General features: G+C 34.8%; 12 protein-coding genes. 10 read left to right on the top strand and 2 right to left on the bottom strand.

All coding sequences use genetic code 11. The features are described from left to right. Positions 1–76 precede the first annotated feature (76 nt). The 8 genes from BLV35_RS10980 (at position 77) to BLV35_RS10945 (ending at position 13,716) form a co-directional block, all read left to right on the top strand. On the top strand, positions 77–5,041 hold the full coding sequence (locus BLV35_RS10980) for a translocation/assembly module TamB domain-containing protein (RefSeq protein ID WP_091089614.1): 4,965 nt from the start codon (positions 77–79) through the stop codon (positions 5,039–5,041). A gap of 23 nt (positions 5,042–5,064) precedes the next feature. Continuing rightward, positions 5,065–7,356, top strand: a complete 2,292-nt coding sequence (gene tamL / locus BLV35_RS10975; protein ID WP_091089610.1) for a translocation and assembly module lipoprotein TamL — start codon at positions 5,065–5,067, stop codon at positions 7,354–7,356. A gap of 228 nt (positions 7,357–7,584) precedes the next feature. Then, complete coding sequence (locus tag BLV35_RS10970; protein WP_091089607.1) at positions 7,585–9,012, top strand: L-serine ammonia-lyase; 1,428 nt, start codon at positions 7,585–7,587, stop codon at positions 9,010–9,012. Between the two features lie 558 nt (positions 9,013–9,570). After that, positions 9,571–11,289, top strand: a complete 1,719-nt coding sequence (locus tag BLV35_RS10965; protein WP_091089603.1) for a response regulator — start codon at positions 9,571–9,573, stop codon at positions 11,287–11,289. Positions 11,290–11,691: 402 nt separating this feature from the next. Then, positions 11,692–12,102 carry a hypothetical protein gene (locus BLV35_RS10960; protein WP_091089600.1) on the top strand — a complete coding sequence of 137 codons (411 nt, stop codon included), beginning with the start codon at positions 11,692–11,694 and terminating at the stop codon, positions 12,100–12,102. Positions 12,103–12,148: 46 nt separating this feature from the next. Beyond that, on the top strand, positions 12,149–12,547 hold the full coding sequence (locus tag BLV35_RS10955) for an NUDIX hydrolase (protein WP_091089596.1): 399 nt from the start codon (positions 12,149–12,151) through the stop codon (positions 12,545–12,547). A 41-nt stretch (positions 12,548–12,588) separates the two neighbouring features. Then, on the top strand, positions 12,589–12,744 hold the full coding sequence (locus BLV35_RS10950) for a GMC oxidoreductase (protein ID WP_317040172.1): 156 nt from the start codon (positions 12,589–12,591) through the stop codon (positions 12,742–12,744). A gap of 18 nt (positions 12,745–12,762) precedes the next feature. Further along, entirely contained in the window at positions 12,763–13,716 is a 954-nt protein-coding gene (locus tag BLV35_RS10945; protein ID WP_091089593.1) for an alpha/beta fold hydrolase, read from the top strand. Between the two features lie 247 nt (positions 13,717–13,963). Here the strand turns inward: BLV35_RS10945 and BLV35_RS10940 are convergent, their stop codons facing one another. Then, positions 13,964–15,241, bottom strand: coding sequence for a metal-dependent hydrolase family protein (locus tag BLV35_RS10940; RefSeq protein ID WP_091090068.1), 1,278 nt, complete (start codon positions 15,239–15,241; stop codon positions 13,964–13,966). A gap of 328 nt (positions 15,242–15,569) precedes the next feature. Between BLV35_RS10940 and BLV35_RS10935 the strand changes: the two genes are divergently transcribed. Then, positions 15,570–16,100, top strand: coding sequence for a CIA30 family protein (locus BLV35_RS10935; RefSeq protein WP_091089589.1), 531 nt, complete (start codon positions 15,570–15,572; stop codon positions 16,098–16,100). A 111-nt stretch (positions 16,101–16,211) separates the two neighbouring features. On the opposite strand, the gene BLV35_RS10930 is transcribed toward BLV35_RS10935, so the two are convergent. After that, positions 16,212–16,538 (bottom strand): winged helix-turn-helix transcriptional regulator, encoded by a 327-nt coding sequence (locus tag BLV35_RS10930; RefSeq protein WP_091089586.1) that lies wholly within the window; start codon positions 16,536–16,538, stop codon positions 16,212–16,214. Positions 16,539–16,677: 139 nt separating this feature from the next. Here BLV35_RS10930 and BLV35_RS10925 point away from each other — a divergent pair, with 139 nt between their 5' ends. Further along, a complete protein-coding gene (locus BLV35_RS10925; RefSeq protein ID WP_091089582.1) occupies positions 16,678–17,676 on the top strand; it encodes a YhdH/YhfP family quinone oxidoreductase in 999 nt (332 codons plus the stop codon). Positions 17,677–17,827: the final 151 nt, after the last annotated feature.

Below are 17,827 nucleotides of genomic sequence, written 5' to 3'. Positions count from 1 at the left end.
TAAATTTTCATCTTTGTAGTTAGTTCAATTTTGAATTATAGCAGATATTGAGTTTTTTGATAAAAAATAGTACCATTTGAAAGAATATTTAAAAAAAGGTTTAAAAATTTTCCAGTGGACAGTAGGAACAATCATCGTATTATTCCTGTTGCTGCTAGTGCTTATCCAAATCCCATACGTGCAAAATTTCGCAAAGGATAAAGCAGTAGTTTACATTCAAAATAAAATCAAAACTAAGGTTACTATAGCTAAAATAGACATTGGCTTTCCCAAAAAAGTAATACTACAGGGTGTCTATTTTGAAGGTCAAAAAAAGGACACACTATTGAGTGCTCATACCCTCGCCGTGGACATTAGCATGTTTCAATTGATCAATAATAAAATTGAAATCAACTCAATCGATTTTCAGGGAATAACGGCAAATATAAATAGGGATTCTACCTCTGTATTTAACTTTGATTACATCATAAACGCGTTCTCATCCCCAGATAAGCAAGATCCTAACACAACTCCGATGACTTTTTCTCTGGAAAAAATTAATCTGGATACAATCAACCTAAAATATACAGATGCCTTTTCAAAAAATGATCTGTACATCGAACTACAGCATTTAGAAACTCGCATCAAAACTTTTGACCTGGAGGCAATGGACTTTGAAGTGCCAAAAATCAAGATTAAAGGTTTAAATCTTAAATATAAACAGGGTATCGCGTTAACTACAACGCAGGAGGACAATACTCCTCAAAGCACCTATAAACTACTATTAGGCGAAATTGATCTTTCTAAAATTACGGTCGATTATCAGGACGATACCAATAAATTAAACGCTACTATTTCATTAAAAAAGGGACTAGTTAAATTTGACAAAACCGATTTTTACAACCATTTTTTCCTTATTGATGTCCTCAATTTATCAGACGCAAATGGAAAAGTTGCCTTTGGTAAATCAGAAAAAACACCGATAAAAAAAGAATCGACCGCCACGGCGAGCAGGGATTGGGATTTTAAAGTCAGAGAATCCAATATCAAAAGGGTTGATTTCAACTATGACAATAACAATATTGTTGCGATACCAAAAGGATTTGATTACAACCATTTAAAATTACAGTCACTCAGCATAGATGCCCAAGACATCCACTACAGTTCTGTTAGCACCTCTGGGAAAATAAGCGCTTTTAAAGCAAAAGAACAAAGTGGTCTTGACGTTCAGTCTTTTAACGCGGATTTTTTCTATGGAAAAACGAACTCTTTTCTTAAAAATTTATATTTAAAAACACCTCAGACTTTAGTAAAAGACGAAATCCTTATTGGTTATCCATCTATTGCTGCTATTAGTGATAATTTAGAAGAATTAAGCATTAATGCCACTTTGAAAAAAAGCAGTCTAGGCTTTAAAGATATTTTGCTTTTCGTTCCTAGTTTAGCCAATACGGTACCTTTTAAGGACAATCCAAATGCAATACTTCAGGTAAACAGCAAGGTGTTTGGTAAGTTAGGAGCAATTGAAATTCCGAGTTTAGAAATTAGCGGCATCGGTAATACAAAAATTGTAGGTAGCGGAACCATAACTGGATTACCGGATACTCAAAAAGCTTATTTTGATTTAGACATAAAAGAATTTGCATCTACCGCAACCGATTTTAATGCCTTCCTGCCAAAAGAAACTATTCCGAATTCAATTAGTTTACCAGCAGCATTTAATGCCATTGGAACTTTTAAAGGAACACTCAATAACTTTGTTACTGATTTGGTATTGGAAAGTAGTTATGGTCCAGCCAAAATCAACGCCTTATTTGATCAAAGAATAAAAAACAAAGAAAAATACGATGTCAAAACAGAACTCGAAAATTTTGATTTAGGAAAGCTGATTAAGAATAATTCGATTGGAAAATTAAGTTTAAATGCAACTGTAAAAGGAACTGGATTAGATCCAAAAACAGCTGATGCTTCTATAAAAGGAACCATAGGAAAAATCAATTATAATAAATACAACTATACTAATCTCGATCTCAAGGGAACGATTAACAACGGTCTGTTTCAAGCCATTGCTGATAGTAACGATCCTAATTTAAGGTTTGACTTAGTGAGCAGCGGTAGCTTTAAAGATAAATACCCTACCGGAAAAATAAAATTAAATGTGGATGTTGCCGACCTGGAGAAACTTAATCTACATGCCGGACCTATGAAGATACGAGGTGTATTAGACGCAGATATTCAGTCTGTTGACCTCGATTATCTTAACGGTAAATTTAATATCGTTAATTTAACTATTGCCGATGAAAAAGAGCAGTTTGTGATGGATTCCATTACTATGATTGTGACTTCCGCAGCAGACAAAAACGAGCTGTTGTTTAAATCCCAATTTTTAAATGCCGAAGTAGAAGGAAAATACAAATTGTCAACTATAGCAGATGCGCTATCAAATTCAATAGCAAATTATTACAATCCGAGTCAGTCTCGAAAAGCAAGTAGTAACGAAAAGCAACAACTAAAATTTAAAGTTGGAATTTCAGACAGTCCTATTTTTGTGAAGTTCATCCCCGAACTAAAGAGTCTTGAGCCTATTTCCATAACCGGAAGATACAATACGGTAAATGATTCTATAATCTTGAATGCGGCAATTCCTAAATTAGTCTATGGCGGCAATACAATAACAAATGGAGTTTTAAAAATAGACACAAAAGACAATGCTTTAGTGTACAATCTTGTGGTAGATGACATTCAAAACAGCCAATTCCAATTGCCTTACACTTCCATAACTGGAAAAGTACAAGACAATACCGCCAACTATACCGTGCAATTAAAAGATTTAAAAGACATTGAAAGATACCTAATCTCAGGAACACTAAAAGCATCGGCGGGAAATAACGAACTTTGGCTTGACCCGAAAAATCTACTACTCAATTATGAGTCTTGGAAAATGGATTCGAATAACGTAGTACGTTTTGGAGAAAAAGGAATCTATGCTAATAACTTTGAATTAAGAAAAGCGCAAAGTAGTATAAGGTTGCAATCGCAGTCTGAACAGGCAAACTCCCCATTAGCAATTGACTTCAAAGATTTTAAAATAGAGACCATTACCAATATTGCTGTAAAAGGAGATATCGAAATAAGTGGAAACATCAATGGTAATGCAATCGTTAAGAACTTGAATCAAAGCCCTGTTTTTACTTCTGATTTGATTGTAGATAATTTTTCATTCAAGAAAGACACCGTTGGCACTGTTACCATTCATATTGACAACAAAGTAGCTAACACCTACAACACCAGCGTTTCCCTTACCGGACAAGACAATTTAGTCGATTTAAATGGAACCTACAAAATAGCTGACGGAAATTTAAATATGAACTTGGATATTTCGAGATTAAATCTAAAAAGCATCCAGGGTTTCACATTGGATAACCTAAAAGAAAGTACTGGTTTTTTTAGCGGGAATTTTAAAATCTCAGGTAATGTAGACCAGCCAAAAGTTGTTGGTGATTTGCTTTTCAATGACATTGGATTCAAAGTAACCCCGCTCAATTCTACCTTTAAATCCCTAAATGATAAAATTGTATTCACCGGTAATACTATCACTTTCAATCATTTTATCATAAAAGATGAAAAGGACAATGATTTAGACATCAACGGAAAAATCAATACTCAAAACATCAGCAATATTGGTTATGATTTAACGCTGGATGCAGTAAATTTTAAAGCCATTAATTCGCAGGAAAAAGACAATGATTTATATTATGGCGAAATGTATCTGGACAATCATTTAAGGATTGGCGGTACTTTCAATAACCCTGTCGTGGATGGAAATATCAAAGTAAACAAAGACACTAAATTCACGATTGTAATGCCACAATCTGATCCTTCGATTGCAGACAGAGAAGGTATTGTTGAATTTATCGACCAAGATAATCCACCGATGATTCAGACGAAGCTACGAGCAGATGAAGCCTTAAGTAATCTAGAAATTACAGGTATCAATGCATCTGTAAATATCGAAGTGGATAAAGACGCTGAATTATCAATTGTTATTGATAAAGCCAATGGTGATTTTTTAAAGTTAAAAGGCGAGGCCCAATTAACCGGTGGTATTGATGCATCGGGAAAAACAACTTTAACCGGGAGGTATGAACTGAAAGAAGGAGCTTATGAAATGAATTTCAATTTGATCAAACGTAAATTTGACATCAAAAGCGGTAGTTATATTCTATGGACGGGTGAACCTACGGCAGCTGACATCAATATAACGGCAATATATAAAAACGAGGCCGCACCAATTGATCTCGTGGGTGACCAGTTAGCCAATGTATCGGCTTATGTGAGAAACACCTATAAACAAAAAATTCCTTTTGAAACCGAATTGAAAATGAAAGGCGAACTGATGAAGCCTAGTATTTCTTTTGATATCATCTTACCGGAAGGAAACAATAGTGTTTCTACAGAAATTATCAACACCACCCAAGCTAAACTGACCCAATTACGTCAGCAGCCAGATGAGTTGAACAAACAAGTGTTTGCTCTACTCCTACTGAATCGCTTTATTGGCGAAAATCCATTTGCTAGTGAATCTGGAGGAACCACGGTTTCGTCTCTTGCCAGAGAAAGTGCCAGTAAAATTCTGTCGCAACAATTGAATAATTTGGCAGGAGATTTAATAAGTGGCGTCGAACTCAATTTTGATTTAGCTTCCTCGCAGGATTATACCACGGGTCAACTGGAAAATAAAACTGATTTAAATATTGGGATTTCTAAAAAACTACTGAATGACCGCTTGAAGGTGACTGTAGGAAGTAGTTTTGGACTAGAAGGACCGCAACAACAAAATCAAGACACTAACACTATAGCTGGTGACGTTACCATAGAATATCAACTCTCTAAGGACGGAAGATATAAATTAAAAGCGTATCGCATCAACAAATACCAAGTGGCACTTCAAGGTCAGGTGGTTGAAACCGGAGTCGCTTTTGTCATTACTTTAGATTACAATGAATTTAAAGAGTTATTTCAAAAAGTCAAATCGGAAAAAAAGAAAAATAAAGTCAAATAAAGAACATTCCAAACAGCAGTCTGATGAATAAGAATTCCATACTCTATCTTCTTTTTATACTATTGTTTGCGGGAGCTTGTAGTGGTACAAAAAATCTACCCGAAGACGAGCTCTTGTATACGGGTGCCACAGTAAAAGTGGAAGGCGATGCAACGCCAAAGAAGGAACGCAAAGCATTAAAAGCTGAATTTGAAGCGATTGTCAGACCAAAACCAAACTCTTCTTTTTTGGGCTTTAGACCCAAATTATTTGTTTATAAAATTGCTGGTACACCAAAAAAGCAAAAAGGATTTCGGTATTGGCTAAAAACTAAAGTCGGAGAAGCACCAGTCTATTACAGTAAAGTAGATTTGGAATACAACAAATTAGTTTTACAAAACCATTCAGAAAACAACGGCTACTTCAATACCAGAACCGCGGCTGATTCCACTCGTCACGGTAAAAAAGCAGAAGCTAACTATACCGTAATCCCGAAAAGACAATACCGTATTAGAGAAATTAAATTTCCACAGGATTCGACTATTCTTTCTACCGCCGTACGCGACACTAAAAACAGAACGTTGTTGAAAAAAGAGGAAGGCTACAGCCTCACCACCATTAAAGAAGAACGCTTGCGCATTGATGCACGGCTTAAGGAAAAAGGATTCTATTACTTCAACCCTGACTACCTAAAAGTTCAGGTAGACAGCACCGTTGCAGACCATCAAGTTGATTTAATTGTAAAAGTAAAAGAGGAAACTCCTGCACTGTCACAAACGCAATACCGAATAAACGATATCATCGTATATCCTAACTACTCCATAAATGCGAATAGCCTTGTCGCCGCTTCGGCTTCGTTCGTAAAGCACAACGACATGACGATTATCGATAATGAAAACTTGTTTAAACCTAGAATTTTTGATCGTACTTTATATTTCAAAAAAGATGATTTATACAACCGTACCCATCATAATCTATCCCTAAACCGATTAGTCAATTTAGGAACATTTAAGTTTGTAAAAAATGAATTTAAAGTGGCTGACACCATCGGCAATTATCTCGATGCGTATTATTACCTCACCCCGCTACCTAAAAAATCGATTCGTGTAGAAGTATTGGCCAAAACCAATTCGGCTAATTATACGGGTACAGAACTCAATGTAAACTGGAGCAATAGAAATGTATTCAAAGGCGCTGAATTACTTACCATCTCTGCCTTTGGTGGGCTGGAAGTACAAGTCTCCGGTGTAAATAACGGTTTCAATGTGTACCGTTTTGGTACAGAAGCTAATTTAGTTTGGCCCCGACTTATAACACCATTTCATTTTGAGTCCTCTGGTGGATTTGTTCCAAAGACCAAAGCGACATTAGGATATGAGTTCCAGAACAGAACAAAACTGTATTCGCTACAAACATTCAAAGGATCATTTGGCTATTTATGGAAAGAAAACGAACGCAAAGAACATCAGTTCAATATTACTGAAATTACGTACGCCAGTCCGCAAAATGTGACGCCTTTATACCAAGAACAAATAAATGCTAATCCCTCACTTGGAAAAGTAATCGAAAAGCAATTGATTTTTGGCCCTACCTATTCCTATACGTATACGAACACCATGGAAAAAAGAAGGATAAACTCTTTCTATTATAAGGCAGGATTAGACTTAGCAGGAAATATTGCCGGATTAGCGACCGGAGCTAATTTGGAAAAAGGAGATACTATAAAAGTTTTTAGTGTGCCTTTTAGCCAATTTGTAAAAGTAGAAAATGAGTTTAGGCACTACTTAAAATTGGGTGGCGAAAGACAATTAGCCAGTAGAGTTATTGCTGGTGCTGGATTTGCCTACGGAAATTCGAATGAAATGCCATTTATAAAACAGTTTTTTAACGGCGGAACTAATAGTATCAGGGCTTTTCGTGCACGATCCATAGGACCAGGAAGTTTTGATGGTAGTACAACAACCAATACGTTTCTTGCCGATCAATCCGGAGATTTAAAACTAGAATTCAGTACAGAATACCGAGCTAAAATTTATGATATTGTAAAAGGTGCCTTGTTTGTAGATGCCGGAAACATCTGGTTGCTAAAAGACAATCCTGATAAACCTGGAGCGAAATTCTCTAAAGATTTCTTAAAAGAGTTTGCAGTGGGCGTGGGTGCCGGATTGCGATTTGACTTCTCTTTTCTGGTACTGAGAACAGATCTCGCATTCCCTATCCGCAAACCGTATTTGCCGGAAGGCAACCGTTGGGTATTGGATCAAGTAAGTTTTGGAAACAGTTCGTGGCGAAATGAAAATCTGGTTTTTAATCTAGCTATTGGATATCCTTTTTAGAAATTTATAAATGTAATTCAATCTAAATCCCTACTTCTATTTTGCATTCGAACTAGAGAGGCACTGTGTATAAGGGAATTATAATTTATATAACAATTACAATCCTACTTTTCATTGCAGAATAATTAAATTATATCGCTAAATGCTATCATATAACTAACATTAGTTGCCTTTTGGACTAAATCATTGCTAATTTCGGTTATATTTGTGGCATAAACTACTCTATTTATGGAAGAATGTATCTCTGTCTTTGACATGCTAAAAATTGGCGTTGGCCCATCTAGTTCCCATACCCTTGGACCATGGCGTGCAGGAGAACGCTTTCTAGAAGAACTGAGAAAGAAAAACCTGCTTCAGTCTGTTGTCAGAGTAAAAACAGATTTATACGGTTCCCTTTCCTTAACCGGAATAGGCCATGCCACTGATTTAGCAGTTATGCTAGGCTTAAGCGGTCAGGATCCAGAATACATTCCCGTAGAAAATATAGATGGTATTATCAAGACTATCAAAGAGGAAAACCAAATCAATTTAGGAAATGAGTTCCTAGTTCCATTCTCCTTTTCAGAAGATATCGTTTTCAATAAAAAGTTCCTTCCTTTTCATTCTAACGGAATGCGTTTTACCGCTTTTCTAGCAAACGGAAAAAAACATATTGCTACCTTCTACTCTATCGGTGGTGGATTTGTGGTTAAAGAAGAACGATTGAATGCCAAAAAGAAAATCGAAATAAAATGCGCTTTCCCATTTGCTATAGATAAAGCAGTCGACATTTTAGCCTACTGTAAATCGGAAAACAACAAGATCTCTGAAATCGTTTACGAAAACGAGAAATCCATGCGTACGCCAGAGGTGATTGACCATGAGCTGATGCGCATCTGGAATACCATGTTAGAATGTATGTACATTGGCTGTCATACAGAAGGAATTCTTCCTGGTGGGCTGAATGTCCGTCGTAGGGCTTTTGACATGCATCAAAATTTAATTGGACTATCAAATTACAGCAACCCACAAACGTGGCTCGAGCAAATAAGACTGACCGAAGTAAAATTTCGCCAAATCCTGAAATGGGTAAGCTGTTTTGCCTTGGCAGTAAATGAAGTTAATGCCGCTTTGGGACGAATTGTAACCGCGCCTACAAACGGAAGCGCCGGAGTAATTCCGTCCGTGTTAATGTACTATTTGGTGATTGAAAACCATCAAGCAGGAGAAAAAGAAATCAAGCAATTCCTCTTAGTTGCTGGCGAAATAGGAAGTATATTCAAAAAAGGATCAACGATATCAGCCGCAATGGGTGGCTGTCAAGCAGAGATAGGCGTTTCGTCTTCGATGGCTGCAGCAGCGCTGTGTGAGTTGATGGGCGGAACTCCAGAACAGGTTTTAATGGCCGCTGAAATTGCTATGGAACATCATCTGGGATTGACCTGTGACCCTATTGGTGGTCTGGTGCAGATTCCTTGTATTGAACGCAATACGATGGGCGCAATAAAAGCCATCCATGCTGCTGAACTGGCGCTGGAGACTGATCCTAAGAACGCAAAAGTACCTTTGGACAAAGTAGTAGATACAATGTGGCAAACGGCGAAGGACATGAACAACAAATATAAAGAAACTTCTGAGGGCGGACTTGCCGTGGCAGTGAACATGTCTGATTGTTAATATTGTAGTTGTTCAGTTGATCCTCAATCTTAAATCAACAACCGTTACTCTAAATTCTTAAATCATAAGTGCGTATCCCCGCTAAAATGTGACGATAACTATCGTGACAATTCAGCGGGGTCGGGCTATTTGTTACAATCTTTTTTTAAATTTCGCTCCGCTCCATAAAAATAAAGGATTTCCACTTCTATCCCTTACGCGAAAATTAACTTCCAATCAATACTCTTTTTTGATTTAAAATATACGTTGAAAAGAAACCAGCTTGAACCCGACACAACTAGGCAAATAGTAGCAAGTAAAACTATTTTACAAGAACTACCCAGCTCGCAGCAGCAGTAAAATAACTAAAATTTACAAAAATGTTAGTATAAAAAGTAATCAACAAATAAAAAGCCTCTTCGCTAATTTGTACTATTTTTTTTACTACATTTATTTTGAATAAGCTATAATTTTATTATAGCTGTGCACACATTGTTCCTTAATTTTACTCAGTACACGTTGAATTTACTCGGAAAGTAGTAAAGAAAACTACTTAATACATTATTTTAACTATTTCAAATGGATAACATTAAGCCCTCGACTAGTCTTAAAAGCATCTATAACTTTAAGAAAATTGACAATTTTAGCTTCAATTTTTTTACCGTACAGTACATTCTTATAATGCTGTTTCTTTTTTATTTAAAATTGAATTATATCGCTTGGGGAGCTATTCCTATTATTGTCTTGTTTTTGTATTTTTCAATTTCAAATAGACTTACTTTCTCACGAAAATCAATAATTGCTATTTCAGCTATAACAGCATATTACACTTTCGCTTTTATACTATATGGAAAATCTTGTGATTTCATACTTATTACTTACTTAACACCAATTGTTTTACTAATACTACTCCGATATAATAAGTTAATGCTTTTTTTAAGCTTATTTATTCTAGCAATCGTTACAACCACTATATATTTTGATTTTTTTGGATATGATTACGGTAATAAAATATATTATGAAAAAGACATTTATGATAGCTTGTTTAATTTTATTGTATTAATGATAACACTCTATTTGATTGTATTACTAACAGCTAGAACAAAGTTAGTTGCTGATATAATTAAAGACCTAAAAGTTAAAAATATTGAATTAGAAGAGTCTCGGGCTGAGTTGAAAAAACTACAAATCAATAAAGAATCTTTTTTTGCGATAATGAGTCATGAAATTAGAACTCCTTTAAATGCCATAAAAGGAATTTCAGATATTTTAAAAAACAATATTGAAAATGAGGACGACAAAAATCTATTAGAACTAATGGACTATTCCTCTAATCATCTATTAGCATTGGTGAACAATATACTAGATTTCACTAAACTAAATGACGGAGTTTTTTCTCTACAATACACTGAATTCAACTTAAATAGTGCTCTTAATTCATTATTTAAAATGAATGAAAGATTAGCATTAGAAAAGGGATTAGAATTTAAAATCCAAATCGATAAAAACATACCTAGTACTGTTTATGGCGATAAAAACAGAATCAATCAAATCGTTATAAATCTTCTAAACAATGCGATTGAATATACCACAGTTGGAACAGTAACAATGCATGTAAATGGAAATCATAGTCCAGATAATAAAGAGGAATTTCAACTTCAAATCACAATTTCTGATACTGGTAAAGGAATAGATAAAGATTTAGGTGACAAACTTTTTCAAAAATACGCTACTTCAAACACCTCAAAAAACAGCGTTGGTCTTGGGTTAACCATTTCAAAAGGGCTAATTGATTTAATGAGTGGAACCATTTCGTATGAATCAAAACTCAATCAGGGTACCACATTTTACATCAGTATTCCATTACCTATCGTGGAGAGTAATGGAACAAATTTAAATGATATCGAAAATACTTTTCAAAACACAATAATAAAAATGCTATTAGTTGATGACAACAAAATCAATTTATTAGTTTTAGAAAAGCAATTAAAAAACAAATTAAAGAATAGCCTAATTACGGTTGCTTATAATGGATTAGAAGCATTAAACTTAATAAAAAATAATCAATACGACATTGTACTAATGGATGTAGTTATGCCCATAATGGACGGTATTACTGCGACAAATCACATTAGAAATCTAACTGACGAAAACAAAAAGAACATTCCAATTATTGCTTTAACTGCTAATGTTGGCGAAAAAGAACTATCTGAATGCTTAAATGTTGGAATGAATGATTTCGTAACAAAACCCTTTGAAATTAATGCATTATTAAAAATAATAGCTAAAGAAATATAGATCTGTGAAGCAATCTAATCCAAGATCTCGCACGAATTCTCTACTATAAAAAAAGTAAAGACAGCCGGTATATACTAATAAAAATGTAATGGTATTACTGTCTTGAGGAGAAAGAAAGTCATAATCAAGGATGCTTTTTTTTAGTAAAGAAAAATACACTTCAAGAAAAGAGAATAATTTAGTGGAAAAGTTTTTTAGTAAATATTAATAGGCACTCAGACAGTCGTTTCAAGTCATTTGTAATTTTGCAGTGGCTATAAATAGTAATTTTCATAACTTCGTTTTTTCTACAACGGAAAACTCATGGTTTCATAACACTGGAAAATGCTAGAACGTTGTGCATACTCTATAACTCAGGATTTATAGATACTGACAAAAACTAAATCATAAAGGAATCAAAATATGACAATAAAAAATACGACAATTACAAAAGGGTTTATTATTTCTGGATTAATGAACGCATCCGTTTTAATTTTCTCAAGGTTATTTACTAATTCAACAATTGCCGAATTTGACCCAAACGTAATGTCAAATTTTGGCTTATTAATGATTCTTATTTGGGGATTAGCGTATATATCTGTTGCAAAAAGTTATGATAAAGTAAAATGGCTTGTTGGAATATTTGCTATTGAAAAATTAATTTATGGATGTGTTTGGATACATTGGATCCTAAATAATAATATTTCTGAGGTTTATGAAAAAGACCTAATGGCCGGAGTATTTTACTCAATTTACGGAATCAATGATTGGGTGTTTTTTATCTTCTTTATAGTAGTCTTTTTAAGACTATCTAAATTAAAAGATAATGGTTAGGCACAGCGGACAACAGCAATGTATTTGAGCAAACACAATCATAAGTATGAAAGAAATCGACAAAATAGCATTTATTGAAATCCAAAAAGGGAAAATATTAAGTACAAAATCCAAAGGGAAAACTAAATATTACATCCCTGGAGGAAAGCGTGAAAATGGAGAAAGTGACGAGCAAACGCTGATAAGAGAAATAGCAGAGGAATTAAGCGTTGCTATAATTCCAAATACGGCTGAATATATAGGAACCTTTTCAGCACAATCTGACGGAGAAAAAGAAGGAATAAATGTGATTATGACGTGTTACAAAGCAAAATATTCTGGGACTTTAAAAGCAAATAGCGAAATTGAAGAAATAAAATGGCTGAATTATAACGACCTTGATATTATTTCTGAAGTTGATAAAAAAATATTCTCTTTTCTAAATGAAAAGGGAGAGCTGAAGTAAAAAACGCATTTTAATAACAGTTATAAGGTATTTATTGTTTTGTGGTAAACAACAAAGTTTTTGGATACGAGAATCTTTACATTATTGATGGCTCGATGATTTTAGCAAATCCAGGAGTGAATCTATCCTTATCAATAACTGCCATTGCAGAGCGAGCTATGAATCAAATTCCTGCCAAAACAACTTTCGAAGATTAAAACAAATAATATACGTCAATGAAATATTTATCTAAAAGTTTAAAAATTATTTTAAGCTGCGCTGCACTAATTACAATAGGTATTATAATTTTCTTTGGACATCGAGATATTCCATTGAATGAATTAAAAGCAAAGTACACCAATGCGGCTTCTTCTTTCATTTCAGTGGACGGAATGGAGGTTCATTTTCGTGATGAAGGAGATCAAACCGACACTATTCCCATCGTACTAATTCATGGCACAGCATCCAGTTTACATACTTTTGACACCTGGACCGATAGCTTGAAAAAATCAAATCGAGTAATCAGAATGGATCTTCCTGCCTATGGTTTAACGGGTCCTTTTCCCGATCGCAATTATTCAATGGCGCATTACACAGAATTCTTAAAAAAATTCTTAACGGCTTTAAAAATTAAACAATGTGTGCTGGCAGGCAATTCCTTAGGTGGACAGATAGCATGGAACTTTACACTAGAGCAACCTGAAATGGTAAAAAAATTGATTTTAATAGATGCCGCAGGATATCCCCTAAGTTCGAAGAGTGTACCAGTTGCCTTTAAAATAGGCAGAACTCCGGTGCTAAATAAGGTCCTTACCTTTATAACTCCACGTTTTATTGTGAAAGCTAGTGTTGAAAATGTATATTTCGATAAGTCCAAAGTAACTGAATCACTAGTTGATCGCTACTTTGAACTCACGCTTAGAGAAGGTAATCGTCAAGCCTTTGTAGATCGATTCAAGATGGCAAAGGATACTAGTGCTTATAAAAATATAAAACACATTCAACAACCGACACTTATACTATGGGGAGCGAAAGATTTATTAATCCCAGTAGAAAACGCCAATAAATTTCATAAAGATTTACCAATTAATACTTTAGTTATTCTGGACAATAATGGTCATACTCCAATGGAAGAAAGCCCAATGGAAAGCCTAAAACCAGTACTTGATTTTTTAAAAAATGATAAATAAGTTAAATAACAATTATGTGTATTGTACTTTAAAACGTGCTGTATTAAAACCATTGACAATAATTTAAACACAGCGCCTTCTAATCAATAATTAGACAAACTAATTCTCGATATTCTTTTTGAACACTTGCAATAACTAGTGACTTAGCATAGTTTTGAAAATGACTTAATTTTAGCTTCCTCTCATATAAAAATGTTTATGCTGAATTAAGTCAGAATAGCTATTAGAACTTGAAGCACATTTCTAGTTATTGCTTATAAACGACTCCTTCTTTCATTACAAATACAACATTGGTTACCGTATTGATATTCTCGGTTGGATCATCATTTGTTGCCACGATATCTGCTAAATAGCCCGGTTCTAAACTGCCTATTTGTTGATCCATTTCTAAAATCTTAGCGTTAACTATGGTGGCCGCTTGGATAGCTTTCATTATTGGCATGCCTGCTTCTTTCATATAGATAAACTCTTTGGCATTATCACCATGAGGAAATACCGCTGCATCAGTTCCAAAACCAATAGGCACTCCTTTTTTGTATGCTTTTGCAAAGGTTGCTTTAATTTTTGGCCCTATGGCTAAGGCTTTAGGTACTACTATAGCAGGATAATAATTAGGGATAAGCGCTTTCTCTGCCACAAAACTTCCAGCAGAAAGTGTTGGAATATAGTAGGCATTGTATTTTATCATTAAATCCATAGTGGCTTCGCTCATTTCAGTTCCGTGCTCAATGGTTTTTACACCGGCTTTAATCGCGCGTTGCATCCCTTCGTCGCCATGAGCGTGGGCTGCTACTTGCATTCCGTAGTCTTTGGCAGTACTTACGATAGCTTCTATTTCTTCCTGGGTAAACTGTGGATTGCTTCCGCTTTTGGCTACTGATAAAACACCTCCTGTGGCGGTTATTTTAATCCAGTCGGCTCCATTTTTATAACGTTGCCTTACAGCTTGTCGGGCATCTTCTATGCTATTAACAACACCCTCTTTTGGCCCTGGATTTCCCATTAAGTCTTTCCGGTAGCCATTTGTTGGGTCGGCATGTCCTCCTGTGGAAGCTAATGCTTTTTCAGCTGTTAGTACTCTTGGCCCTACTACTTTACCCTGATTAATGGCATTTCTAAGCGAGACGTTTATCCCCGAACCACCAAGATCGCGTACAGTGGTGAAGCCTGCCATAAGCGTACTATTAGCAAAACCTATTGAGTTGAATGCAATATCAGCATCGTTTTGGGTGAATTCAGCTATATATTGCGTTGGACTGGTTTCTCCTTCTAAGTGCACGTGCATGTCTATCCAGCCAGGCATCACGGTTTTGGTTTTTAGATCGATTATTTTATCCGCGGGGTTAGTAGGTTTTATAAAACCATCCTGAATGGCTTTTATGATTTTATTGGAAACTATAATGGTTTTATTGGTAAGTACTTTTCCGGTTTTGGTATCTATAATTTTACCACAATGGATATAGCTGTCCTGAGCAACTGAAATAGTGGAATAAAGTACTAGAAACAGAAGTAATAGTTTTTTCATAATGGTTTGATTTGATTTTAAAGATATGAAAAACAATTTATTAACCGCCATTTTTATTTTTTTGCCCAACTACATTTGTTTATCCACAATGCGCTAAATATTTATTTACTTTCAATAAAATAAAGGATTACAAATTCATTCTTGGAGTCTAACCCTTACCTCTATTTGGTGAGCTCTTAGCAATAACTCTTTACAATTAAAACTGCTGATAATTATATAAATTCGAGCTTTTTCTTAGTAAAAACAATTATCTTAGTAGAACCAAACTCCGACTTCTGCAACTTAGGTTTCGCGACTAGACCTTGAAAAAATTAAAAGCCGAGTTACTATGAAACACTTAATTTATATGATACTATTATTTTCTCTACTGACTCCAAAAGTAATTTTTGATTTCAACAAAAATTCAGACATTCAAAGTTGGATGATTGTTGATGATGTGGTAATGGGCGGCGAATCAGCTGGGACTTTTAAATTAAATGCTGAGGGTTTTGGTGTTTTCGAAGGAAATATATCACTGGACAACAATGGAGGATTCTCTTCTTTGCGGTATCGATTCCCAAAAATAATAGTAAAGGAATACAGCACCGTACTTATTAAACTTAAAGGTGATGGTAAAAAATATCAATTCAGAATGAAAGCTACTTCCGGAGATTACTACTCCTACATAGCGCCCTTTTCTACCTCAGGAGAATGGCAAGAAATAGAAATTCCTATACAAGACATGTATCCTTCGTTCAGAGGAAGAAGACTTGAGCAACCTAATTTCAACAAAGAACATATTGAAGAAATTGCTTTTTTGATCGGGAACAAAAAAGCGGAAAAATTCAAACTCTTGATAGACAAAATAGAGTTAAAATAACACTTCGTCACGCAACAATGGAAAGCTTCGTCACTGCTGCGAGCATGCCGTCCGCGGCCTTAAGTATTCTGTTGGTTGTATCTTCGAATAAAATAAAAAAACCCTGAATAATCAGCTTTCTAAACCATCAATAACATTTTCAAAAAGCAATCCTCCCTTGTACATTCCTTTTAAAAAAGGGTGTATTAATTTCCCTAATTCAGTTAAGCTGTACTCTACCCTAGGCGGAACTTCAGGGAATACTTCCCGGTTAATCAAACTATCTTTCTCTAACTCTTTAAGTTGTTTAGTAATCATGCGCTCGCTGATATCAGGCATTAGCCTTACTAATTCACTATATCTTTTATTGCCTTGAAAAAGATGTAAAATAATGGTACCTTTTCGTTTTCCTTTAATGGCATTTATAAAAGTATCAATCGGACAGTAACTTTTTTTCATCTTTTTTTATTTAAATCCGTACTGAATATACAAAACAGCACAAAATGTTCGTATGTGAATTATTTGTAAGTTATTGTATATCAATATATTTTAATCGAAATTTGTTACAAAAGTAATCAAATCATATAAAACATATACAATGAATAATCAATCAACATTTAAGGCTTTTCGAGTAGAAGAAAAAGATGGCAATTATAGTTCTACAATTAAGGAAATGCCATTTAATACTTTAGCTCAAGGCCAAATACTTATCAAAGTACATTACAGCTCATTGAACTACAAAGATGCGTTATCTGCAAGTGGAAATAAAGGAGTAACTAGAAATTATCCACATACACCCGGTATTGATGCCGTTGGAACAATCGTTTCGTCTGAATCAAATAAATTTAAAGTGCAAGACAAAGTTATTGTGACAAGCTATGATTTAGGAATGAATACTGATGGAGGTTTTGGGCAATACATCCAAGTCCCAGAAGACTGGGCTGTGAAGCTACCTGAAAACCTAAGCATGAAAGAAGCAATGATTATTGGAACAGCGGGATTAACAGCAGGTATTTCTGTATTACGACTGAGCGAAACCGTAAAACCTGACGATGGACCAATAGTTGTTTCTGGTGCTACTGGTGGTGTGGGATCTTTGAGTATTGCTATTTTAAAAAAAATAGGCTATAAAATAGCGGCAATCACAGGCAAAGAAACAGAGCGTGACTTTTTAATAAAAATTGGAGCAGATGAAGTTATTTTGCGACCAGATTTTGAAGAACCAGAGAAAAGACCATTGTTAAAACCTGCTTTTGCCGGAGCTATTGATACCGTGGGTGGAGTTATTCTTGAAAATATTATAAAATCCATAAGTCCTATGGGCGTGGTAACTTGCTGTGGTAATGTAGCCTCTCCAAAACTTGATTTAACCGTGTTTCCTTTCATTTTAAGAGGAATATCATTGATAGGCATAGACTCTCAAAATTATCCAATGAATTATAGAGAGAAAGTATGGGAAAAATTATCCAACGATTGGAAAACAGCCACATTAACTGAAACTTGTACTGAAATAACTTTAGATCAATTAGATGAAAAAATTGATTTAATGCTTAAAGGAAAATTAAAAGGAAGAACCGTGGTTAAGATGGATATTTAAAAATAGCTCAAACAACAGCTAGTAAAAAAGATTGCTTAATTGTATAAAAAAGAATATTTTTAAGACCTCAATTTAAATAGTAGAACGTTGCGCTTTTAAAAACGCGGCTGTCCTGTCCAAAACTGTGAGCCTTCATTCAAAACCAGATACA

Origin of the sequence: Flavobacterium gillisiae (assembly GCF_900107635.1) — a bacterium.
Lineage (GTDB): Bacteria > Bacteroidota > Bacteroidia > Flavobacteriales > Flavobacteriaceae > Flavobacterium > Flavobacterium gillisiae.
Note: the sequence above shows the minus strand (reverse complement) of the source record. Positions and strands in the feature narration are given on the sequence as shown.